Origin of the sequence: Stenotrophomonas sp. CFBP8994, assembly GCF_034044835.1 — a bacterium.
Classification (GTDB): Bacteria; Pseudomonadota; Gammaproteobacteria; order Xanthomonadales; family Xanthomonadaceae; genus Stenotrophomonas; species Stenotrophomonas rhizophila_A.
Map to the genome: position 1 here is coordinate 708,610 of NZ_JAXCWT010000003.1, position 20,067 is coordinate 728,676.

Sequence of the window (20,067 nt, forward strand, 5' to 3'; positions counted from 1 at the left end):
GACCAACGGTCGTGACCTACCAGGGCGTCTGGCGGAGGGTAGATCACGACCGTTGGTCGTGATCCCCGCGATCCGAAACGAAAAACGCCGGGCAATGCCCGGCGTTTTCTTTTCCCGGTCCGCGGCCTGTTGGCCGCTGCCCGTTATTTCCGTGTGCCATCCAGGTAGTTCGGGCCGTGGTTCTTCAGGAAGAACATGTACACCACCAGCGACACCGCGATGATCGCCGTGACATAGATGGCGAAATCGCCCACCCGGTCGGTCTTCAGCGCGCCCTGGTACAGCAGCGGGGCGGTACCGCCGAACAGCGAGTTGGCCAGCGCGTAACCAAAGCCCACGCCCAGTGCACGCACGTGGGTGGGGAACAGCTCGGCCTTCACCACCGCGTTGATCGAGGTGTAACCGGTGAGGATCACAAAGCCCAGGGCCAGGGTCAGGAACGCGATCAGCGGGTCGTGCTGGTTCGGCAGCTCGGTGATCAGGTACCAGCTGTACAGCACGCCGCCCACGCCGAAGAACACCAGCAGGCTCTTGCGGCCCACGATGTCCGACAGCCAGCCGCCAATCGGCTGCAGCACCATCAGGAAGGTCAGCACGCCCAGGTTGATCAGCGTACCGGTCATCACGTCGGTGCCGGCGAACGCGCTCTGGATCATCTTCGGCCCGTTCACCGAGTAGGTGTAGAAGGCCACGGTGCCACCGGCGGTGATCAGGAAGCACAGCAGCAGCGGGCGCCACTGGTTCACGAACAGCTCGTACATCGAGCCGGACGCCTTGGCGCGACCTTCGCGCGCAGCTTCGATGGAGTCTTCGCCCAGCGATTCATCCATCGAGCGACGCAGCCAGAACACCACGATCGCGGCCAGGCCGCCGATGCCGAACGCGATGCGCCAGCCCCAGGCCGAAATTTCCGGCTTGTCCCAGAACAGCAGCATGGTGAACAGGGTCAGCTGCGCCAGCACGTGGCCACCCACCAGGGTGACGTAGTGGAACGAGGACAGGAAGCCACGGCGGCCCGGGATGGCCGCTTCGGACATGTACGTGGCACTGGTCCCGTACTCGCCACCGGTGGCGAAGCCCTGCAGCAGGCGTGCGAACAGCAGGATCAGCGCGGCCCAGCCACCGATGGTGTTGGCGGTGGGGGTCAGTGCGATCAGGAACGAACAGGCCGCCATCATCGACACCGATACGGTCAGCGCCAGGCGACGGCCGTAACGGTCGGCGAAGCGGCCGAAGTACCAGGCCCCGATCGGGCGCATCAGGAAGGTGGCGGCGAAGATCGCCCACACGTAGATGGTGGAATTCTTGTCGGCGGCCGAGAAAAACTGCGATTCAAAGTAGACCGCGAACACCGAGTAGACGTAGACGTCGTACCACTCGACAAGGTTGCCCGCCGAGCCCTTCAGGGTGTTGGAGATCGAGCGTTTCAGCGCGGCCTTGTCATTGGCGGGCGCGGCCAGGGTGGGGGAAGTGCTCATGTTGGAAAACGGTCCTCACGGTGGAGCAATGGCAATACTGGTTTTTACCTTACCCCACGTGATGATCGGTGGGCATTGCACCATGTAACTAGGTCCAGCACGACAGCGTGCCACCAGAGGGCATGCCGGGCCGCCGGCAAAGGCCTAGAATCGCCTCTCCCCCGACCGCTGGTCCCGTATGGCCGCCACCCCCGCAACTCCGCAGGTCGCTCCCCGCAGCGGCCTGGTCGTCCTGGCCCTGCTGCTGGTGTACGTGGTGTGGGGGTCTACCTACCTGGGCATCCGTTTTGCCCTGGAAGGCGGGGCGCTGCCGCTGACCACCGTCTCCGGGGCCCGGTTCATCGTCGCCGGCAGCCTGATGTACGCGGTGCTGCGTTGGCGCGGCATGCCCGCGCCCACCGGCCGGCAGTGGCGCAACCTGGTGATCATGGGCCTGACCATGCTGGTGCTGGGCAACGGCATGGTGGTGCTGGCCGAGCGCACGGTGTCCTCCGGGCTGGCCGCCACGGCGGTGGCATCGGTGCCGCTGTGGATGGTCCTGTTCGGCGCCATGCGCGGCCAGCACGCCACCCGCGGCGAATGGCTGGGCATCGCCATCGGCTTCCTCGGCGTGGTCTGGCTCAACGCCGGCAGCAGCCTCACCGCCTCGCCGCAGGGCCTGGTGCTGCTGCTGATCGCCCCGATCGGCTGGGCCTTCGGCTCGGTCTGGGCGCGCAGCCTGGATCTGCCCAGCCCGTTCATGACCGCCGCCGGGCAGATGCTGTGCGGCGGGGTGATGCTGGTCGTGCTGGGCCTGGCCATCGGCGAACGGCCGACCACCTGGCCGACCATGAATGGGCTGCTGGCCGTAGCCTACCTGTGCATGTTCGGCTCCATCGTCGCCTTCACCGCCTATGTGTGGCTGCTGCAGAACGTGCGCCCGGCGCTGGCCGCCAGCTACGCCTACGTGAACCCGGTGATCGCCGTGCTGCTGGGCGCGTGGATCGGCCACGAGCATTTCGGTCCGCATGACCTGCTGGCCATGGGCGTCATCCTGGCCGGCGTGCTGGTGCTGACCCTGGCACGGACCCGCCGCAAATGAGCGCGGTGGAACGGACGCCCCTGCAGGAACAGCGCCGTGGCCTGGCCATCACCGCCTTCACCTTCACTTTGTGGGGGCTGGTGCCGGTGTACTGGCACCTGCTCAAGGCGGTGCCCTCGCAGCAGATCATCGCCCACCGCATCATCTGGAGCACGGTGCTGGTGGTGGCCTGGCTGCTGCTGAGCAACGGCACCGGCTGGTGGAAGCAGATTGCCGCGCAACCGCGCGCGCTGCCGACCCTGGCCCTGAGCAGCATGGCCATCGCCTTCAACTGGGGGCTGTACATCTGGGCGATCAACGCCGGGCACGTGATCGAAACCAGCCTGGGCTACTTCATCAACCCGCTGGTGAGCGTGGTGCTGGGCGTGGCGGTGCTCAAGGAGCGCCTGCGTGGCCTGCAGTGGCTGGCGGTGGGGTGCGCCGCACTCGGCGTGGCGTGGCTGACCCTCGACGCCGGCACGCCGCCGTGGATCGCGCTGGGGCTGGCCTGTTCGTTCGGGCTGTACGGCCTGCTGCGCAAGATGATCTCGGTGGACCCGGTAGCCGGGCTGGGCATCGAAAGCCTGTACCTGTTCCTGCCGGCCATCGGCTTCGCGTTGTGGAGCGAAAACGGCCACGGCGGCGCGTTCTTCAGCGGCTGGGGCTGGCGCAACGACCTGCTGCTGATCCTGGGCGGCGCGGTGACGGCATTGCCGTTGATCGGTTTCGCCTATGGGGTGAAGCGCATTCCGCTCTCGCTGGTAGGCATCCTGCAGTACATCGCCCCGAGCCTGGGCCTGCTGCTGGGCGTATTCTTCTTCCGCGAACCGTTCGACACCGAAAAGGCGATCGGCTTTGCCGCGATCTGGACCGGGCTGCTGCTGTTCATAGGCGACAGCCTGTGGCGCTCGCGGGCACCTGCGCGGGCCTGACATCCGGCGGCCACGCAGGGCGTGGCTCTACGCAGCCTGTGAACGACCTGCATTGGCGCCGCGCTTCGAACGTGGAGCCATTTCCTACGTGTCTGCGCTACCACGTTTCCGACATTCTTCATGGTGTGGGCCTTTGGGCGCAAATAGCATCGCGCGCATCCACTGATGAAGCCTCTGGAGGTCCACTGTGTTGAAGTTGCCTACGCGTTACGTGTGCCCGCTCATCCTGATGATGGCTTCACCGCTCAACGCCTGGGCACTCTGCTGCCCAAGTGTTGGGCAGAAGCCAGCGCGTAGCGGAATGGGCGAGATCCAACCCTCATCAGCCAATCTGAGTCTGGATCGACGTTGGAGCGTACATGCCTTCGAGCGCGACGCCGTCAACTATTTCCAAGTCAGTGACAGTGCCGGATCCATCGAGTTCATCCTGGCAAAGTCAGGCGACACCTTCTGGGTGCTTCCATCTGGCCCAGTCGACACGCAGATATCGCTCCCTTCGGAGGATCGCTACCCACACGTGGCGGATGTTGTGGAGGCTTACCGTGACCATGAGTTTAAACTGCTCGTCAGCGGTCACGTGCCCTCAACCGTGTGGTCGGTTGAGCGTGTATCCGATATTCCCTAGCAGGTGGACGAGTCGGCGAGGAACATCCGGATCCGATCTCGGCGGCACTGAATGGTGCCGCCGTAGGCTTGGGCGCGACCGCTGAGTCGCCCGATCGCCATGGTCATAGTGCTTCGCGAAATGTGGTGTCGTGAATCCAGGACGCCGACAGTGATCACGATGCCCCTGGTAGCGCCGAACTGGCCACAGCGCGCCCGGATCCTCAGTGGGCCGCGCTCGTGCTCCAGAAAGAGGGACACGGCCTCCGTCAATGCACGGTAGGCAGTCAGTTGCAGATCAAGGCTGAGGCTGCATGGGTCGCCGGTGAGGCTTGATCTGGCAAGGCGACCTGTCTGGTCCCAAGCGTCGCCTATACCGCCTACCTGGATGGCGAGATACAACCCTACGTGTTCCATCGTGGTGGGGTAAACCATGCTGGTCTGTTCCCGGAACGTCCGCGAGTGGACAGTCGACACATGGAGCAGATTGGACGCGACATCGTGGTGGCCGTTGCTCCTGAGCCAATCGATGGTGTCGCTCAACGACGCATCCAGGCGCTCGCCGATGCGTCGGAGGCTGTCGACGCGATTGCGCAACTCCTGTTCACCGGCGATGTGGGAGGCGCGCGCGTTGGAGATTGCCTGACGACCCGCCTTCGCATGCAGCAGATACTGATGATAGTAGTCGGTGATCCTCGAGCCCAACGCGAGCAGCGCCGTCCCGGAGAGCGCGGTCACCAACTGCACCTTGAAGGAGTCAAGGTCGAACGATCCGGGAAGCCCGGTCACTGGCGTGCTGATGCGTACGAAGACGTACATCATCGGCATTCCGATGGCCGCCCCCCACCATCCCTGGATACAGGTAAGGGCGATGATGGGAGCAACCATGAGTAGCAATATCGCGGCCTTGTGGGCGTACGCATCCTCCGGGATGAGGATGGATGCCACGCCAAGTGCAAGCAGGGAGGCGGCCGCGCTTGTACTGGGGGGCTCTCGCCACGTTGGCCAATCGACCTCCTTGCGTCGACTCCACAGCACCGCCATGGGGGCAATGGTGAGAATGGCGACGTAGTGTCCAAGCATGAACCTGCTGGCAATGACAAAAACATCGCCCGCCGGTGGTGACTGCCAATATGCATGCATCAGCACGAGATTCCCAACGCCGACAGCGAGCGCCGCCGTGGCCGCGATGGTGAGCATCCAAGCTTGGCTCTTGCCCGAAACTGCACGCCGGTGCAGGTAGACGATCAGTGCGACGAGTGGAAACTGATAGGCCGAGGACACCAATACCCATTCAAGCCCGTACGTGCCTACCAGAGGAAGGCGCATTTCGGCGAAGTAGGCGTACTCCCCCAGCAGGAGGTAGGGCCACATGCGAACTGGCGTGATCAGTAATGCGGCCACGCGTATACCGGACGGCAGAAAGAACTGGTCCAGTGAGATCTGTCGCGTTGACCAGCAGGCGATGGCGTAGAGAGTGGCTGCAAGGAGTCCAGCGGGGAGGGTCAGAATCCCCGACTGAATCTTCGTGATCAGTCCGTCGCGCGACATCCATACCCTCCTGTGGTTTCCCGCTGTCGCATTCAGTCTGCGGCGCGTGTTTCTTTCGAGGGCGCGAAAATAGCGGCCGGAGATGGAGGGCGCAACGGGATTGCAGAATTTTCGGACAAGAACGAGGCCGCTTCACTGATTCCGTTGAGCCTCGTCACAGCGTTGGTTTGATCGGCGTCTCAGATGGGCATCGCCGGCGATACAGCTGGGCTGACGCAATGTGCCGTTTGAACGAGCATGAACGACACGCGGTCGTGGTCCAGGGCGCGCCGACCGCATCATTTCAGATGGCGCACACCTGGCGGCGCAATTCGATCCATTCCGATATCCCTGGACACTCCCACGATGCTGCACTCACACCACCCGCGTGTGCGGGCTATCAGGGAGTGGGTAATGAAGAATCTGGGGTGGTTGCTGTTGGCGGCATTGCCATTGCAGGGCATGGCGCAGGAAAAGATTGAAGATCCAGTCGCACAGCCGTGCTACATGTGTACCGATGCTGAGATGTACGCGAAGGCGCGCTCGCTGGGCGTCGGCTCGCACTACGTCTACCAGGCCGCAAGCCAGACCAACATTCAGGGGTTTCACGTCACCAACGAGAACGGGCAGCTGGTGGCCACGCATTTCGTGCCAGCACCGTGGATACGCACGCAGTACAACGCGTTGATGAAGCTCTACAATGAGGTCCGGGGCGCTTTCGTTGACCAGTGGGGAACGGTGTCGCTGCAGCCACCGGGGTCACCGCACGTGATGATGGAACAACCGCAGAGCGACACCCTGCTGTGGGGGCATCACGTCTCCGACCTCAATCCCAGGCGTGAGGAAGCGCGTGAAACGGTACGGCGCATGCTCACCCGCTCAAGCCGCTACGCCTTCTTGAACGCAGATGCCGAGCACGGCCGCATCCTGCGGTTCGAATCACAGTCCTATGGCGCGTCGCCGTTGATCGCGCAGCTGAAGATCCTGGCGTCCTCGCTCGGCTACGTCGAGTTCTACTTCGATTACGAGACACGCCAGTGGGAGTATCTGAACTCGCGGGACTGGAACTGGGTGATCCAGGAAAAAGCGGACGACTTCCTGTATCCGGACGGCACCGCGCGCAGGTTGCCTTACGAGCGAGCGCTCGCGCCGTACTTCGTGCAGCGGGCCGGCTGGGCGGGCGTAAAAGTCACGGGAACGCCTGCGTTCGGTACTCCCACCGTTGCGTACCTGTGTGCCCGCATCGCTGGAAAGATTGAGTGCCGCGCGGAATGATCCACCCACCGTGCCCCCTCGGGGGCACGGTCGTTTCAGGGATCAGGTTTCCCGCAGCGCCGTGGTGATCGGCAACCGCGCCGCACGCAGCGCGGGGAACAGCCCGCCCACCAGACCGATGCCCAGCGCCCACTTCAGCCCGCTCCACAACAGCTCGGGCGAGACCTTGAACTGGAACACCACCTGGCTGAAATTGCTGCCGATGGTGGAGACGCTGTAGCCGTTGAAGATGGCCCACGCCACCAGCCCGCCCAGCAAACCGCCGATCAGTGCCAGCAACATGGTTTCGAGCATGATCGCGGTGACCACCGGCAACCCACGGAAGCCAATCGCACGCATCGTGGCGATCTCACGTGCGCGGGTGGCCACCGCCGCATACATGGTGTTGAGCGCGCCAAACACCGCACCCACCGCCATGATCGCGCCGATCACCGTGCCCAGCACCTTGATCAGGGTGTTCAGGCCGCCGCCCTGCTTGGCGTAGTACGCCCGCGTGGTTTCCACATCCAACTTCAGACGCGGGTCGGCAGCGACGCCGGCCTTGAACTGATCGAACCCGGCCTTGCCAGCGGTGCGCACGCTGATCGACTGCCACGCGCTGCGCTGGTAGGTGTTGGCCAGCGTCTCAGCGTCGGTCCACAGTTCCGAATCATGGGCATCGCCGGAGTTGAACACACCCACCACGGTCCACTGCTGGTTGCCCAGCGTGAGCGACTTACCCACCTCAAGCCCACGGAACTGGCCCTGCGCGCCCTTGCCGACCACGATCTCGCGCAGGCCGGGTTTGAACTGGCGGCCCTCGGTGACCTTGACCTTGTCGTGCACCGCCCACGCCATTTCGCCCACGCCACGGAACTGCGCGTTGACGTCGGTGCCGTCGCCCTTGGAGACCAGGTTGACCACCTGCGACAGCTCCGGCGAAATCATCGGCCGGCCCTGCGCATCCTTTGCCACGCCGGGCAGGGTGGACAGCAGCGGTACCTGGTCGCGGGTGATCACCGAATTGGTTTCGGCCTGTGAACCGCCGCGCAGCACGATGGCCGTGGTGTCATCGCCGGTGCTGTTGAGCGTGGCCTGGAAGCCCTGGCCCATCGCCAGCATTGCCACCAGCACGCCGACCACGCCGGCAATGCCCACCACCACCACCGAGGACGCGCCCCAGCGCTGCGGCAGGCTGGCCACGCCAATGCGCGTGGCGGCCAGCGCCAGCCGCCCGCTGCGGGTGAACAGCAGCCACAACCCCACTGCTACGGCCACGGCCAGCACCCCCGGCCAGGGCAGCATGATCCACACCGCCAGCATCACCGCCAGCAGCAGCACCGACAACAGATTGCTCAACCATTGCTTGTTCATGTCGGTTCTCCTCAGCGGCCCGCCAGGGCATCGACGATCTTCAGCCGCTTGGCGCGCAGCGCCGGCAGCAGGCCCACTACCACCCCGATCAGCAGGATCAGGCCAATGCCCATCAACCAGGTCTGGGTGGGTACGTGCGGCGGCAACAGACCCTGTGTCTTCGGCGCCAGCAGCGGCAGGATGGTCGCAGCCAGGCCCATGCCGATGGCGCCGCCCAGCCCGATCAGCAGCACCGATTCGATCATCACCAGCGTCAGCACCGTGCTGTCCTTGAAGCCCAGCGTCTTCAGCGTGGCCAGTTCGGGCACGCGCTCGCGCACCGCCTGGGCCATGGTGTTGCCGGTGAGCAGCAGCAGGGTGAAGAACACCGCACCCATGATCGAGGTGACGATCAGCCCGATGTCGGCGAACTGCTTGACGAAGGCCTGCTGGAACGCCGATTCGGTCTGGGTCTTGGTTTCATGGTCCGAATTGGCCGAGATCGCATCGATGGCCTGGGCCACGCGCGAGGAGTGGTCCGGGTTGTCCAGGGTGACCGTGAACCAGCTGACCTGGTTCTTGATGTAGTCGTTGCTCTCGTCGAAGTACTTCCAGTTCATCATCAGCTGGCGCTCTTCATTCGCTGCCAGGGTGCGGTCCTTGGAGCGGAAGATGCCCACCAGCTGCAGCGGCCAGTCGTTGCTGCCGCCACGCGGGAAGATGGTGGCCTGCAGCGGAATGGTGTCGCCGATCTTCCAGCCGAACTCCTTGGCCAGCGTTTCGCCCACCACCGCACCGGTCTGGGTGTCCTGGAAGGCCTTGAGCTGTTCGGGTGGCAGCTGGAGTTCGCGGTACACGTCGAAGTAGTTGGGTGCCACCGAGAAGTTGGCGAAGAAGTTCTTCGGGTCCTGGTAGATGCCACCGAACCACATGCCGTAGGTGACGTCCTTCACCCCGGGTACCTGCCGTACCTGCGGCTCCAGCCGGGTCGGCAGCGATTGGGTGATGGACAGGCGCGAGGCCACGATCAGCCGGTTGGCCCCTTCCACGCTGCCGCCCGAACTGAAGGCCACGCGCACCGAATCGAGCATGCCAAACAGCAGGAACGCGGCCACCACCGAAAGCAGGGTCAGCAGGGTCCGCGTTTTGCTGCGGAACAGCTGTGCCCAGATGAGCGAGAAATATTTCATCGCAGTGACCTCCGTCAGTGGGCCGCAGGTGCCTGTGCAAGCTCACCCTTGTCCAGGTGCACCGTATGGGTGGCGTACTCGGCGGCCTTGGGGTCGTGGGTGACCATGATGATGGTCTTGCCGTGCTCGCGGTTGAGCTGTTGCAGCAGCAACAGGATCTCCTCGGCGGAGGCGCGGTCCAGGTCGCCGGTGGGCTCATCGCAGATCAGGAACGTGGGGTCGGACACGATCGCCCGGGCAATCGCCACGCGCTGCTGCTGGCCGCCGGACAGCTCATTGGGGCGGTGGCTGCGGCGGTCGGCCAGGCCGACCAGGGTGAGCGCGATTTCGGCATTGCGCTTGCGCTGCGCCGCACCCAGGTGGGTGAGCAGCAGTGGCAGTTCCACGTTCTTCTGCGCCGTGAGCATCGGCATCAGGTTGTAGAACTGGAACACGAAGCCGACATGGTGGCTGCGCCAGGTGGAGAGCTGGCCGCCGGACATGCGGTCGATGCGCTCGCCTTCGATCTCGATCTCGCCGCCGCTGGGCGTATCCAGCCCGCCGATGAGGTTGAGCAGGGTGGTCTTGCCCGAGCCGGACGGCCCCATCAGGGCGACGAAGTCGCCGCGCTGGATGTCCAGGTCGATACCGTGAAGCACCTGCACCTTTTCGGGGCCGCGCTGGTAGGTCTTGGTGATGTTGCGGAGCGAAACCAGGGTGGACATGGGTGGTTCTCCGTGATGCGGTGGAAGAAGAAGCCCTGCAGGCAGCCGCGCGCATGCGCGCCGGGCCGGCACGGGAATCGCACATCGTCGGCTCGCGACCCGGTCGCGGTGCCGCCTTGCTTACTGCGCCTGCTTTTCCACGACCGCGCTGCCATCGCGCAGTTCCGGCGGCGGGTTGCTGACCACCTGTTGGCCGGCGCTGAGGCCGGCCGTCACCTGGCGGTCGTTGTTGAGCGCCACGCCCACCGTCACCGGGACCTGCTGCACGCGCCGGTCATCGCCCACCACGAACGCCACCGTCTTCTGGTCGCGCTCGACCAGCGCCGCCGCCGGCACGCGCACGCCCTTGGGCGCTGCGGCCTGGGCCGGTGCGGCGGCTTCCAGGAAGCTCACCCGTACGCCCATCTCCGGCACGATGCGCGGATCTTTGCTCTTCAACGCCACGCGCACCTTGACCGTGGCCTTGCCGCGGTCGGCGGTGGGGATGATGGCGATGACTTCGGCCGGAATCTTCCATTCCGGGTAGGCGTTGAGCGTGGCTTCCACCGGCATCTTCGGCTGCACGCGGCCGATGAAGGCCTCGCCCACGTCCACTTCGATTTCCAGCGAATCCATGTCCACGATGGTGCCGATACCGGTGCGGGTGAAGCCGCCACCGGCCGACAGCGGCGACACGATCTCACCCGGCTGCGCCGCCTTGGCGGTGACCACGCCGGAGAACGGCGCGCGCACGATGTTGTTGTCCACGCCCAGGTCGGCAATGGCCAGCGCGTCACCGGCCACCTTGGTGTTGCGCTGCGCGGTGCGCAGCTGCGCGCGCAGGCTGTCGCGCTGGGCCATGGCCAGGTCGAACTGCGAGCGCGAAACCAGCTGCTGCCCCACCAGTTTCTGCAGGCGCCCGGCTTCGGCATCGGCCTGGGCCACCTGTGCCTGCAGGCCGGTCAGCTGGCTGCGGGCCGCTTCCAGCTGCGAGGACGACAGGCTGCGCTGGGCGTTGGCATCGATCGGGTCCAAGGTGGCCATGACCTGACCTTCTTCGACCCGCATGCCTTCCTCGATCATCACCTCGCGAACCTTGCCGGTGATCTTGGCCGACACCGTGGCCATGCGCCGGGCCACCACGTAGCCGCTGGCATCGAGCACCGAGCTGCTGGCGGTGCCCTGCTGGATGGCCACCACCGGGGCGGTGGTCACCTCGATCGGGCGTTCGCGGCCGAATACGACCCAGGCGATACCGCCCAGGACCAGCAGCGCGACAATGGCGAGCACGATCCACAGGCCACGGCGTGGCGACGAAGGCGGCGGGGCGGCGGCCTTCTTGCGGTCGATGCGGAGTTCCTTGAGCAGTTCAGCGGATGCGTTCATCGTGAGTCTGGACGTGGAATCGGGCCGAGTGTGACCGCAACGGGAGTCACGGGCAAACCGGAAGGGGCCGGCTGGGGCACAGGATGCCCGGCCGGCGCGGTTCCGTGCAGTGACAGCTGTCACCTGCCTGGGGTGATGGGGCGTACTGGAAATGCCATCGCCGACCCGGGATCGTATGGGTATGCCGCACCCCACCGGGAAACTGCCATGATCGCGCCTCGCCCCCACGACCGGGAATCCACCATGCCGCCCCGCTGGCTTTCCTCCCTTCTGCGACCCGCCCCGGATTCGGCCGTTGCCGACAACCTGCGCGCCGGCAAGCCGGCCTGGTCCGACGCGGTGCACCTGTTGTGGACCGGCTGGGTGTTCCTCACCCCGATGTTCGGCGGCGGCTATAGCCTGCTGTGGCTGTGGCTCACCCTGCTGACCTACCCCGTGTTCCTGGCGCTGTACGCCCGCCAGCTGCTGTCGCCGCGCCGGCACGCGCCGCGTTACGCGCTGGCCATGGTTGCCATGGGCTTGGCGCTGCTGCCGTGGTATCCCTCAGGCATCAGCTATTTCATCTTCGGCTGCGTCACCCTGCGGGTGTGCCGCACCGGCAGTGCGTGGCGCTATCTGGCGCAACTGGCGGCGCTGAACGCGGTGTTCGTGGCCATTGCGTTGTGGGTGGGTTACCACTGGCAGCTGGTGGTGTGGATTCCGTCGATGGCGTTCATCATCGGCGTCATCATCAACGTGGAAAGCACCAACAAGGATCGCGATGCGGCCCTGCAGCTGTCCCAGGACGAAGTGCGACGGCTGGCCGCCACCGCCGAGCGCGAGCGCATCGGCCGCGACCTGCACGACCTGCTCGGTCACACGTTGTCGCTGATCACCCTGAAGCTGGAGCTGTCGCGCAAGCTGTTCGACCGCGATCCCGAACGCGCGCGGCTGGAGGTGACCGAAGCCGAAGCCATCGCGCGGCAGGCATTGTCTGAAGTGCGCAGCGCCGTGACCGGCATCCGTGCCAGCGATCTTGCCGCGGAACTGGCGGCCGCACGGCTGCTGCTGGAATGCCAGCACGTGCACCTGCACTACAGCCCGCCGCCGCCGATGCCGGCGGAGATCGAACGCGGCCTGGCGCTGGTGCTGCGCGAAGCGGCCACCAACATCGTGCGACATGCCGACGCGCACCAGGCCTGGGTCGAGTTCAGCCAGGACGGGCGCACCCTGGGCCTGCAGATCCGCGATGACGGCCGAGGCGATGTGCAGGCCGATGGCAACGGGCTCACCGGCATGCGCGAACGCGTGGCTGCGTTGCGTGGCACGCTGCAGGTGCACTCCCCGCGCGGGCTGGGCACCACGGTGGTGGTGCGGGTGCCGCTACCGGCCAGGACCGCCGCGGTCGCCACGGCGCCAAGTGCGACCCCACTGACCAATGAGGCACTGCCATGATCCGCATCGTATTGGCCGAAGACCAGGCGATGGTGCGCGGCGCGCTGTCGGCGCTGCTCGGGCTGGAGCCGGATATCGACGTGCTGGGTGCCGCCGCTGACGGCGAGGCGGCCTGGCGGATGCTGCAGCAGCTGCAGCCGGACATCCTGGTCACCGATATCGAAATGCCGGGGCTGTCCGGGCTGGAGCTGGCGCAGCGCATCGCCCGACATGCGCTGCCGATCAAGGTGGTGATCGTGACCACCTTCGCGCGTTCCGGATTCCTGCGCCGCGCACTGGATGCCGGCGTGTGCGGTTATCTGCTCAAGGACGCACCGGCGGAGAAGCTGGCCGATGCATTGCGCCAGGTACAGCACGGCGGCCGTGCCATCGACCCGCAGCTCGCACTCGATGCGTGGTCGCAGGCCGACCCGCTCAACGACCGCGAACGCCAGGTGCTGCGCCTGTCCGGCGACGGCCGCTCGGCCAGCGAGATCGCCACCCAGCTGGGGCTGTCGCATGGCACGGTGCGCAACTACCTGTCCGAATGCATCGGAAAGCTGGGCGTGGCCAACCGTATCGAAGCCTACCGCCTGGCCCGGCAGAAAGGATGGTTGTAACCACCCACGGTGGCTACAACCAGCCGGTAGCACACGACCGTTGGTCGTGTGACCTTCTCAACGGTCTCCCGGGCCCTTCGCCATCGCCTGGAACACCCCGTCGCGCCGCACCCACAGGTGGAACAGCGCTGCACTCAGATGCAGCACCACCGTGGCGAACAACACATAGGCCAGCAGGCTGTGCGCGCTGCGCAGCGCGGCGTACAACGCCACGTCGTGCGGCAGGATCGGCGGCAGCAGCACGCCCTTCCACATCTGGATCGGGTAGCCACCGGCCGACAGCATCGCCCAGCCCACCAGCGGCATGGCCAGCATCAACCCGTACAGAACCCAATGCGAGGCATGCGCGGCGGCCGCCTGCCACGCCGGCAGATCCGCCGGCAGCGGCGGTGGCCGATGGCGCAACCGGTTGATCAGCCGCACCAGCGCCAGCAGCAGGATCGCGATGCCCAGCGGCCGGTGCAGGTCCACCAGCATCGGTCGCCAGTGCAGCGAGGCCACCATGGTCACGCCGACGAACAGCATGGTCAGGATCAGCACCGCCATCAGCCAGTGCAGCACGCGCGCGGTGAGGTTGAAATGCCCGGCATCACGGCTCATTGCGCTTCTCCTTGCCACTGGCCAGTTCGCGTTCGCGGCGATTGAACGATTCGGAATACACCGCCGAACGCGCAGCCAGGATCGGGTCATCGCTGCCGGCAATGCCGCTGGGCAGGATCAGGGGATCGAAGTTGAGGTTGTTGCAGGCGCCGCCGGCCTGCGGCTGCAGCGCGGTCAGGGTCAGCGTGCCCAGCTTCACCTGGCGGCGGTCTTCAGGCCACGGAATCGAGGGGTCGTTCACCGCATCGCCGGCTGCGGCAATGGTCGCCCACATCTCCCACTGCACCGGGCCATTGGCCAGGCGCTGCTGGAACTCATCGCTGAGGTAATCCAGGCTGGCCTGTTTGCGCTGCTCGGCATCCATGGCTTCGAACGGTGCCAGCGGGCGCATGCTCCAGCGCACCACTTCGGTGTGGCCGTCGGCGTTGGTGAAGCGGAAGCTGTTCACCCCGTTGTAGGTGGTGTTGGCCCAGCTGGTGGACCACGGCGCGGTCTTTGCCCATTCGCCGAAGGCCTTCGCCGATGGGTACTTGGCCGCGATGGCTGCCATCTTCGCCGGGTCCGGTTTGCCGGTGGCCGGGTCGGGAATGCCGGCGCGGGTCTGTTCCAGGAACGCCTCGGTGGTGGGAACGGCGAAGAACGGGAAGCTGTTCATTGCCGTGCGCCATTCCTGGCCGTCATCGCTGACCAGCTGCAGCGCCATGCTGCGCACGCGCGCATTGGCGTCTGCACCGTGCGGATCGCCGCCGCCGATCGACAGGCGGCCCAGCACCGGTACCTGCTGCTGGCGGAACACCCGCGCCGCGCTGAGTGCGGCCCCTTGCGGGGTGCCCTGGAAGCTGCCGCTTACGCACGCGCCCTTGCTGTGCGCGCGGCGGAAACCGGGGTGGTTGGCGCCGGTGGCTTCGATGGTGTCGGTGAAGGTCTGCACGGTGGCGCGGTCGCGGCCCAGCCAGCCGGCCAGCCAGGCGAAAGCCAGCACCAGCACGCCGGCGATCAACGCGATCAGCGCGATCCACAGCAGCGGGGAATGCGGGGGGCGCGGGGCATCCGGCTCACGGCCGGCGCGGGTATAGCGGAAGAGCGACATGGGCCGTTACCTGCCTTCTCGAACGTGAGGGGGTGGGTGCGGCCATGGTGTCAGAACCCCGGTCGCCCGGATATTCACATTTTCGACAAGATTCAACGAACGATCCCCGCCGGGGCGGGGATCGGTGCGGTTCTGCTTTACGCGTATCGCGTTTTCAACATCGACCACGCCGAGCGCAGCGCCAGGGCCTCGCCACCGGCCGGGCGGCCCGGGCGTTCGCCATCATTCCAGGCATACACATCCAGGTGCGCCCAGGCCTGGCCTTCGGCAATGAACCGCTCCAGGTACAGCGCCGCGGTCACCGAGCCGGCCATGCGCGAACCGGCGTTGGCCAGGTCGGCAATGCCGCTGTGCAGGTAGCGCAGGTACGGGCGCCACAGCGGCATGCGCCAGACTGGGTCGCGGGTGGTTTCGCCGGCCTGCAGCCACTGCTGGGCCAGGCTGTCGTTGTTGCTGAACAGCGCCGGCAGGTCCGGGCCGAGCGCGATGCGCGCCGCGCCGGTGAGCGTGGCGAAATCCAGCACGATCTCCGGCTGCTGTTCGCTGGCGTAGGTCAGCGCATCGCACAGCACCAGCCGGCCTTCGGCATCGGTGTTGTCGATTTCGATGCTCAGGCCCTTGCGGGTCGCGATCACTTCGCCCGGGCGGAACGCATCCGGGCCGATCGCGTTTTCCACCGCAGCGATCAGCAGGGTCAGCTGCACCGGCAGCTCCTGGGCCATGATCAGCCCGGCCAGCGCCAGCGCGTGCGCGGCGCCGCCCATGTCCTTCTTCATGTTGCGCATGCCGTCGGCCGGCTTGATGTCCAGCCCGCCGGTATCGAAGCACACGCCCTTGCCCACCAGCGCCACGTGCGGGCGGCCGGCCTGGCCCCAGCGCAGCGCGATCAGGCGCGGCGCGCGGTGCGAGGCGCGACCCACCGCGTGGATGGCCGGGAAATTCTGCTCCAGCAGCGCGTCACCGGTGATCACTTCGCACTGGCCACCATGGGCGGCGGCCAGTTCACGCGCGGCGTCTTCCAGCTGCTGCGGGCCCATGTCTTCGGTGGGGGTGTTCACCCAGTCGCGCACGCGCAGGCTGGCGGTGATCACATCGCGCACTTCGGCGGCCGGGCTGGCTACCAGCTGCGCCGGCGCGCGGTTGGGCTTGCGATAGCGCGCGAAGCGGTAGCTGCCCAGGCCCCAGCCCAGGTGCAGCAGGGTTTCGATGTTGGCCGGCAGTGCATTGGCCAGCTGCCAGACGGTGCCTTCGGGCAGGGCGAACGGGGCGTGCGCATAGGCATAGGCATCGCCCGGGTCGCCCACGCCGACGATGGCGCCGGCCAGGCCGTGTTCGCCCGGCAGCAGCACTACGCTGCCACCGCTGCCGTTGAAGTGCTGCGCATCCAGCCAGGCAACCAGGGCCGGGCTCTGCTGCGAGCGCCATGCCGCGAACTGTTCGCGCTCCATGACATGCAGCGGCAGGGCCTTGGCCGAATCGGTGGTGAAGCCGGTGATCTGGGTCATGCGGGGTCGTGCTCCGTTCGTGGTCAGGCGGTCTGTGCCGATGCGTTCGCATCGAGCCAGTCGGCCAGCCCGGTCAGGGTGTCGAACTGCAGGTCAGGCTGCAGCGAAGGATGGTGCCAGGTGTGTTCGACGCGGTTGATCCAGCAGCCGCGCAGGCCGGCCTGCATCGCGCCCACCACGTCCATTTCGATGTGGTCGCCCACGTGCAGCACCTGCGCCGGGGCCACGCCCAGGCGCTCGCAGGCAGCGTGGAAGATGCTGGCGGCCGGCTTGGCCGCGCCGTGTTCGCGCGAACCCAGCTGGAAGGCGAAGTGGTGGTCCAGCCCGATCCGGGCCAGGTCGGCGTTGCCATTGCTGAGCGCGGCCACCGGCACCCGGGCGGCGATGCGGGCCAGTGCGTCCACCGCATCGGGGTAGAACTCCACCTGGTTGCGCGCGGCGTAGAACGCTTCGTAGGCCGGTTCCAGCAGGGCCAGGTCCGCCCCGCTGTTTTCCAGCGCCTCGCGCAGGGTGAGCCGGCGCAGGGCGCTCAGGTCGTAGTGCAGGTGCGGGTTATCGCGGAAGGACCGCTCACGCAGTTCGCGCATCGCCGCCACCGGGTACATCGCGGCGGTGGCGGGGCTGTGCTGGAGCATCCACTCGTACAACACTTGGTCGATGCGGGCGCCGATGGGGGCGAACGGCCACAGGGTGTCGTCGAGGTCGAGAGTGATGGCTAGGACGGGAAAATTCACCCGCCCATTCTACTCCAACAGTTTCGCCCACCCCTGGGTGCCGTCCAGGCGCGCCAGCACCAGCTTGATGCAGACCAGCAGGGGAACCGACAGCAGCAGGCCCACCATGCCCCACAGCCAGCCGAACACCATCAGCGCCAGGATCAGGATCAGCGGCGAAATCGCCATCTGGCGGCCCAGCACGATCGGGGTCACCACCTGGCCTTCAATGGTGTGCAGGGCCAGGTAACACGCCGCCGGCAGCAGGGCATGGAAGGGGTCGCTGAACTCCACGAAGCCCATCAGCAGCATCAGCGTCACCCCGATCAGCGGGCCCACGTAGGGCGCGAAATTCAGCAGTGCCGCCACCGTGCCCCACAGCAGCGCTTCCTGCAGGCTGATGCCCAGCAGCAACAGCACCCCGGAGAAGATCAGCCCCACCAGTGTATTGATCACGGTGATGGTCAATACATAGCGCGAGACCTCACGTTCGATCGAACGCAGGATGTCGGTGGTGAACCGCTGCTGCTGCCGGCTGGGGAACAGCGCGATGGCATGCTTCTGCAGGTTCTGCCCGTAGATCATGAAGAACAGCGTCAGCAGTACCACCGCCAGCACGGACGCGGCCAGCCGCGGTGCCCGGGTCAGCACCTTGTACGGGTCATCCAGCTGGGTGCGCACCACCTGCACCCGGCGGCTGCCCTCGCCACCCGCCACGCGCGCGAAATTCTCCGCCGCCTGGTTGGCTTGCTGCACCGGCTTGGTCAGGTTCTGCACCTGCCGGGCCACCTTGCGCAGCTGCTGCGGCGCTTCCTGTGCCCATTCCATCGCCGGCCCCACCAGCTGCACGCCCAGCGCGGCCGTGCCGCTCAACCCCACCCCGATGACCAGCACCGCCGCCAGGAAGCGCGGAACCCACAGCCGGCCCAGCAGGCGCAGGATCGGGTTGCCGACCAGCGCGAAGAACATGGCCAGCAGGATCGGCAGGATGATTTCCTGCGCGGCCCACAGGGTAAACGCCACCGCCAGCATGGCCAGCACCACCAGCGACATCGGCGCGCGCGGGCGCGGCGGGGGCGGAACCGGTACCGGCAGGGGAGCGTCGGCAGGGGAGGGCGCAGGAACGCTCATGCAGGTCGCACGCTGGAGAGGAGACGCATTATTGGGCAACCCGGGTGCGTGCGGCGTGTGGAATGGGAGGGCCGGCCAACGGCCGGCGCTACCGGTTAACGTTCGGAAACGTCGGTGGCCGCTTCGGCTGGCAGTGGCTGCGGCTGCGCCGCCTCCTGCGTGGCGGTCACCCGTGCCCGCGGCGCAGCGGCAGGGGCGGCGGCCCGAGCCGGTGCTGCAGGTGGCGTCGGGTCGACCGCTTCATCCACCTTGTCCGCGGCCTGTTCGGCGGTTTCGGCCGCCTCATTGGCCTGCATCGAGGCGAACGCCGCCTGTGCGCTGGCCAGCAGGTTGGACACCGAGCCAATCATCTGCAGCCAGCGGGCGCCGTGGAAACGGGTGCTGCCGGGCTCCAGCTTGCCGGCCAGGAAACCACCGGCCAGGCCCACGCTGATGATGCGCAGCGGGGTCCAGCCTTCGCGCCAGGCCTGGCTCAGGGTGAACCAGCTGCACTGGGTCTGGTCGACCCGGATCGAGACCACCTGTTCAGCCCGCTTGACGCGGTGGCGAAGGGCTTCGAACTTCATGGCGTACGCTCCGGTGCCCGCACATCCGCATCGGGATCGTCTTCGGTGGGCTCATCGAACAGGCCCAGCCGCGACAACTGGCGGCGGGTGGCATGCATGCCGGTGTGGCGGAAGAAGAACGACACCCGCCAGATGGCATAGCCGGTCATCGCCAGGCTCACCAGCGAGGTGATCAACAGCGAATGGAACCAGGACAGGCCCCAGCGTTGCATCAGCGCAATCAGCGTGCCGGCCAGCAGCAGCCAGGCCGAGGCGCCGAACACGATCGCCACCCCGCTCCACGCCAATGCCCGACCGAACGCACTGCGTGCCAATGCAAATTCAAAGGAGGCCAGCCGACGCAGCGAACGCAGCGTGTGCTTGGCCGAATCCACGGTTGCGCGGCCGGCCTGGCCGACCTCGCGGATGCTTTCATCCAGGCGCGGCGCGCGCTGGCCGGCATCGCCCTCGGGTGGAGGCGTTGAAGCCCCACCGTCAGGCGTCGACTGTGCTTGATCGCTCACGCCGACTTACTTGTCGCCGCTGCGGGCAAGCTTGGCGATGATCCAGCCGGCGGCGAACGCCACGCCGAACGAGGCCAGCGGGCGCTCGCGGATCAGCTCGGCGGCGCTGTCGACCAGGTCCTTGCCCTTGTCCATCAGCGCATCGACCTGTTCCTTGGCAGCAGCACCGCCGAATTCAGCAGCAGCCAGCCCGGACAGTGCGGTGTCGGAGAGTTCAGCCTTGACGTTGGCCTTGCCGATACGCAGTTCGTCGGTCGCCGCGCCGGTGGCGCCCTTGATCGCGCCGCCGGCAGCGGTGGCAGCCGACTTCAGGTGCGAACCGGCTTCACCCAGGTGTTCCTTGAGGTTTTCGGTATTGGTGGGGCTCATCGTGTATCTCCGTAGTAAGCGATGGGGAAGGTGACCGCAGGCCATGCCGGTCGAAGCGAACTGAAGGTAATAGCACTGGCAGGGTGTA

At 66.5% G+C, this 20,067-nt stretch carries 20 protein-coding genes; 6 read left to right on the top strand and 14 right to left on the bottom strand.

The window, feature by feature from the left end; genetic code table 11:
* Positions 1–143: 143 nt before the first annotated feature.
* On the bottom strand, positions 144–1,478 hold the full coding sequence (locus SOM39_RS11660) for an MFS transporter (RefSeq protein ID WP_068848597.1): 1,335 nt from the start codon (positions 1,476–1,478) through the stop codon (positions 144–146).
* A gap of 178 nt (positions 1,479–1,656) precedes the next feature.
* Here SOM39_RS11660 and yedA point away from each other — a divergent pair, with 178 nt between their 5' ends.
* From yedA to SOM39_RS11675, 3 genes are all read left to right on the top strand, one after another.
* Entirely contained in the window at positions 1,657–2,559 is a 903-nt protein-coding gene (yedA, locus tag SOM39_RS11665; protein WP_320458430.1) for a drug/metabolite exporter YedA, read from the top strand.
* Positions 2,556–3,470, top strand: a complete 915-nt coding sequence (gene rarD, locus SOM39_RS11670; protein WP_320458431.1) for an EamA family transporter RarD — start codon at positions 2,556–2,558, stop codon at positions 3,468–3,470. The genes yedA and rarD overlap by 4 nt, the downstream gene beginning before the upstream one ends.
* Positions 3,471–3,657: 187 nt before the next feature.
* Positions 3,658–4,095: a hypothetical protein gene (locus tag SOM39_RS11675; protein ID WP_320458432.1), complete on the top strand. Its 438-nt coding sequence runs from the start codon at positions 3,658–3,660 to the stop codon at positions 4,093–4,095.
* Here SOM39_RS11675 and SOM39_RS11680 read toward each other — a convergent pair.
* Positions 4,092–5,624: an MASE1 domain-containing protein gene (locus SOM39_RS11680; RefSeq protein ID WP_320458433.1), complete on the bottom strand. Its 1,533-nt coding sequence runs from the start codon at positions 5,622–5,624 to the stop codon at positions 4,092–4,094. The two genes, SOM39_RS11675 and SOM39_RS11680, sit on opposite strands and share 4 nt — an antisense overlap.
* A gap of 393 nt (positions 5,625–6,017) precedes the next feature.
* Between SOM39_RS11680 and SOM39_RS11685 the strand changes: the two genes are divergently transcribed.
* Complete coding sequence (locus SOM39_RS11685; RefSeq protein WP_320458434.1) at positions 6,018–6,878, top strand: hypothetical protein; 861 nt, start codon at positions 6,018–6,020, stop codon at positions 6,876–6,878.
* A gap of 42 nt (positions 6,879–6,920) precedes the next feature.
* On the opposite strand, the gene SOM39_RS11690 is transcribed toward SOM39_RS11685, so the two are convergent.
* The 4 genes from SOM39_RS11690 to SOM39_RS11705 all read right to left on the bottom strand — a co-directional run bounded on the left by SOM39_RS11690 (position 6,921) and on the right by SOM39_RS11705 (position 11,469).
* A complete protein-coding gene (locus tag SOM39_RS11690) occupies positions 6,921–8,231 on the bottom strand; it encodes an ABC transporter permease (RefSeq protein ID WP_320458435.1) in 1,311 nt (436 codons plus the stop codon).
* Positions 8,232–8,242: 11 nt separating this feature from the next.
* Positions 8,243–9,400, bottom strand: a complete 1,158-nt coding sequence (locus SOM39_RS11695; protein WP_068848609.1) for an ABC transporter permease — start codon at positions 9,398–9,400, stop codon at positions 8,243–8,245.
* A gap of 14 nt (positions 9,401–9,414) precedes the next feature.
* Positions 9,415–10,104, bottom strand: a complete 690-nt coding sequence (locus SOM39_RS11700) for an ABC transporter ATP-binding protein (protein WP_068848611.1) — start codon at positions 10,102–10,104, stop codon at positions 9,415–9,417.
* Between the two features lie 120 nt (positions 10,105–10,224).
* Positions 10,225–11,469 (bottom strand): efflux RND transporter periplasmic adaptor subunit, encoded by a 1,245-nt coding sequence (locus SOM39_RS11705; RefSeq protein ID WP_320458436.1) that lies wholly within the window; start codon positions 11,467–11,469, stop codon positions 10,225–10,227.
* Between the two features lie 243 nt (positions 11,470–11,712).
* On the opposite strand from SOM39_RS11705, the gene SOM39_RS11710 reads away from it, so the two are divergent.
* Both SOM39_RS11710 and SOM39_RS11715 read left to right on the top strand, forming a co-directional pair.
* Positions 11,713–12,903, top strand: coding sequence for a sensor histidine kinase (locus SOM39_RS11710; protein WP_320458437.1), 1,191 nt, complete (start codon positions 11,713–11,715; stop codon positions 12,901–12,903).
* The gene (locus SOM39_RS11715) at positions 12,900–13,502 is read left to right on the top strand and encodes a response regulator transcription factor (RefSeq protein WP_068848617.1); all 603 of its coding nucleotides are present in this window, start codon (positions 12,900–12,902) and stop codon (positions 13,500–13,502) included. The genes SOM39_RS11710 and SOM39_RS11715 overlap by 4 nt, the downstream gene beginning before the upstream one ends.
* 57 nt (positions 13,503–13,559) lie before the next feature.
* Here SOM39_RS11715 and SOM39_RS11720 read toward each other — a convergent pair whose 3' ends face one another.
* The 8 genes from SOM39_RS11720 to SOM39_RS11755 all read right to left on the bottom strand — a co-directional run bounded on the left by SOM39_RS11720 (position 13,560) and on the right by SOM39_RS11755 (position 19,979).
* Positions 13,560–14,102 carry a cytochrome b gene (locus tag SOM39_RS11720; RefSeq protein ID WP_184126126.1) on the bottom strand — a complete coding sequence of 181 codons (543 nt, stop codon included), beginning with the start codon at positions 14,100–14,102 and terminating at the stop codon, positions 13,560–13,562.
* Positions 14,092–15,192 carry a catalase family peroxidase gene (locus SOM39_RS11725; protein ID WP_320458438.1) on the bottom strand — a complete coding sequence of 367 codons (1,101 nt, stop codon included), beginning with the start codon at positions 15,190–15,192 and terminating at the stop codon, positions 14,092–14,094. The genes SOM39_RS11720 and SOM39_RS11725 overlap by 11 nt, the downstream gene beginning before the upstream one ends.
* A 137-nt stretch (positions 15,193–15,329) precedes the next feature.
* On the bottom strand, positions 15,330–16,697 hold the full coding sequence (locus tag SOM39_RS11730; protein WP_320458439.1) for a leucyl aminopeptidase family protein: 1,368 nt from the start codon (positions 16,695–16,697) through the stop codon (positions 15,330–15,332).
* A 23-nt stretch (positions 16,698–16,720) separates the two neighbouring features.
* Complete coding sequence (locus SOM39_RS11735) at positions 16,721–17,431, bottom strand: HAD family hydrolase (RefSeq protein WP_095362592.1); 711 nt, start codon at positions 17,429–17,431, stop codon at positions 16,721–16,723.
* Positions 17,432–17,440: 9 nt separating this feature from the next.
* Entirely contained in the window at positions 17,441–18,541 is a 1,101-nt protein-coding gene (locus SOM39_RS11740; protein WP_068848627.1) for an AI-2E family transporter, read from the bottom strand.
* Between the two features lie 95 nt (positions 18,542–18,636).
* The gene (locus tag SOM39_RS11745) at positions 18,637–19,107 is read right to left on the bottom strand and encodes a protein sip-5 (protein WP_320458440.1); all 471 of its coding nucleotides are present in this window, start codon (positions 19,105–19,107) and stop codon (positions 18,637–18,639) included.
* The gene (locus SOM39_RS11750; protein ID WP_320458441.1) at positions 19,104–19,610 is read right to left on the bottom strand and encodes a phage holin family protein; all 507 of its coding nucleotides are present in this window, start codon (positions 19,608–19,610) and stop codon (positions 19,104–19,106) included. The genes SOM39_RS11745 and SOM39_RS11750 overlap by 4 nt, the downstream gene beginning before the upstream one ends.
* Positions 19,611–19,616: 6 nt before the next feature.
* Complete coding sequence (locus tag SOM39_RS11755; protein ID WP_068848632.1) at positions 19,617–19,979, bottom strand: hypothetical protein; 363 nt, start codon at positions 19,977–19,979, stop codon at positions 19,617–19,619.
* Positions 19,980–20,067: the final 88 nt, after the last annotated feature.

Excerpts from the sequence above, each read along its gene's own strand:
- SOM39_RS11660 (WP_068848597.1), bottom strand. The coding sequence starts at position 1,478 with ATGAGCACTTCCCCCACCCTGGCCGCGCCCGCCAATGACAAGGCCGCG.
- yedA (WP_320458430.1), top strand. The coding sequence starts at position 1,657 with ATGGCCGCCACCCCCGCAACTCCGCAGGTCGCTCCCCGCAGCGGCCTG.
- rarD (WP_320458431.1), top strand. The coding sequence starts at position 2,556 with ATGAGCGCGGTGGAACGGACGCCCCTGCAGGAACAGCGCCGTGGCCTG.
- SOM39_RS11680 (WP_320458433.1), bottom strand. The coding sequence starts at position 5,624 with ATGTCGCGCGACGGACTGATCACGAAGATTCAGTCGGGGATTCTGACC.
- SOM39_RS11685 (WP_320458434.1), top strand. The coding sequence starts at position 6,018 with ATGAAGAATCTGGGGTGGTTGCTGTTGGCGGCATTGCCATTGCAGGGC.
- SOM39_RS11690 (WP_320458435.1), bottom strand. The coding sequence starts at position 8,231 with ATGAACAAGCAATGGTTGAGCAATCTGTTGTCGGTGCTGCTGCTGGCG.
- SOM39_RS11695 (WP_068848609.1), bottom strand. The coding sequence starts at position 9,400 with ATGAAATATTTCTCGCTCATCTGGGCACAGCTGTTCCGCAGCAAAACG.
- SOM39_RS11700 (WP_068848611.1), bottom strand. The coding sequence starts at position 10,104 with ATGTCCACCCTGGTTTCGCTCCGCAACATCACCAAGACCTACCAGCGC.
- SOM39_RS11705 (WP_320458436.1), bottom strand. The coding sequence starts at position 11,469 with ATGAACGCATCCGCTGAACTGCTCAAGGAACTCCGCATCGACCGCAAG.
- SOM39_RS11710 (WP_320458437.1), top strand. The coding sequence starts at position 11,713 with ATGCCGCCCCGCTGGCTTTCCTCCCTTCTGCGACCCGCCCCGGATTCG.
- SOM39_RS11715 (WP_068848617.1), top strand. The coding sequence starts at position 12,900 with ATGATCCGCATCGTATTGGCCGAAGACCAGGCGATGGTGCGCGGCGCG.
- SOM39_RS11720 (WP_184126126.1), bottom strand. The coding sequence starts at position 14,102 with ATGAGCCGTGATGCCGGGCATTTCAACCTCACCGCGCGCGTGCTGCAC.
- SOM39_RS11725 (WP_320458438.1), bottom strand. The coding sequence starts at position 15,192 with ATGTCGCTCTTCCGCTATACCCGCGCCGGCCGTGAGCCGGATGCCCCG.
- SOM39_RS11730 (WP_320458439.1), bottom strand. The coding sequence starts at position 16,697 with ATGACCCAGATCACCGGCTTCACCACCGATTCGGCCAAGGCCCTGCCG.
- SOM39_RS11740 (WP_068848627.1), bottom strand. The coding sequence starts at position 18,541 with ATGAGCGTTCCTGCGCCCTCCCCTGCCGACGCTCCCCTGCCGGTACCG.
- SOM39_RS11745 (WP_320458440.1), bottom strand. The coding sequence starts at position 19,107 with ATGAAGTTCGAAGCCCTTCGCCACCGCGTCAAGCGGGCTGAACAGGTG.
- SOM39_RS11755 (WP_068848632.1), bottom strand. The coding sequence starts at position 19,979 with ATGAGCCCCACCAATACCGAAAACCTCAAGGAACACCTGGGTGAAGCC.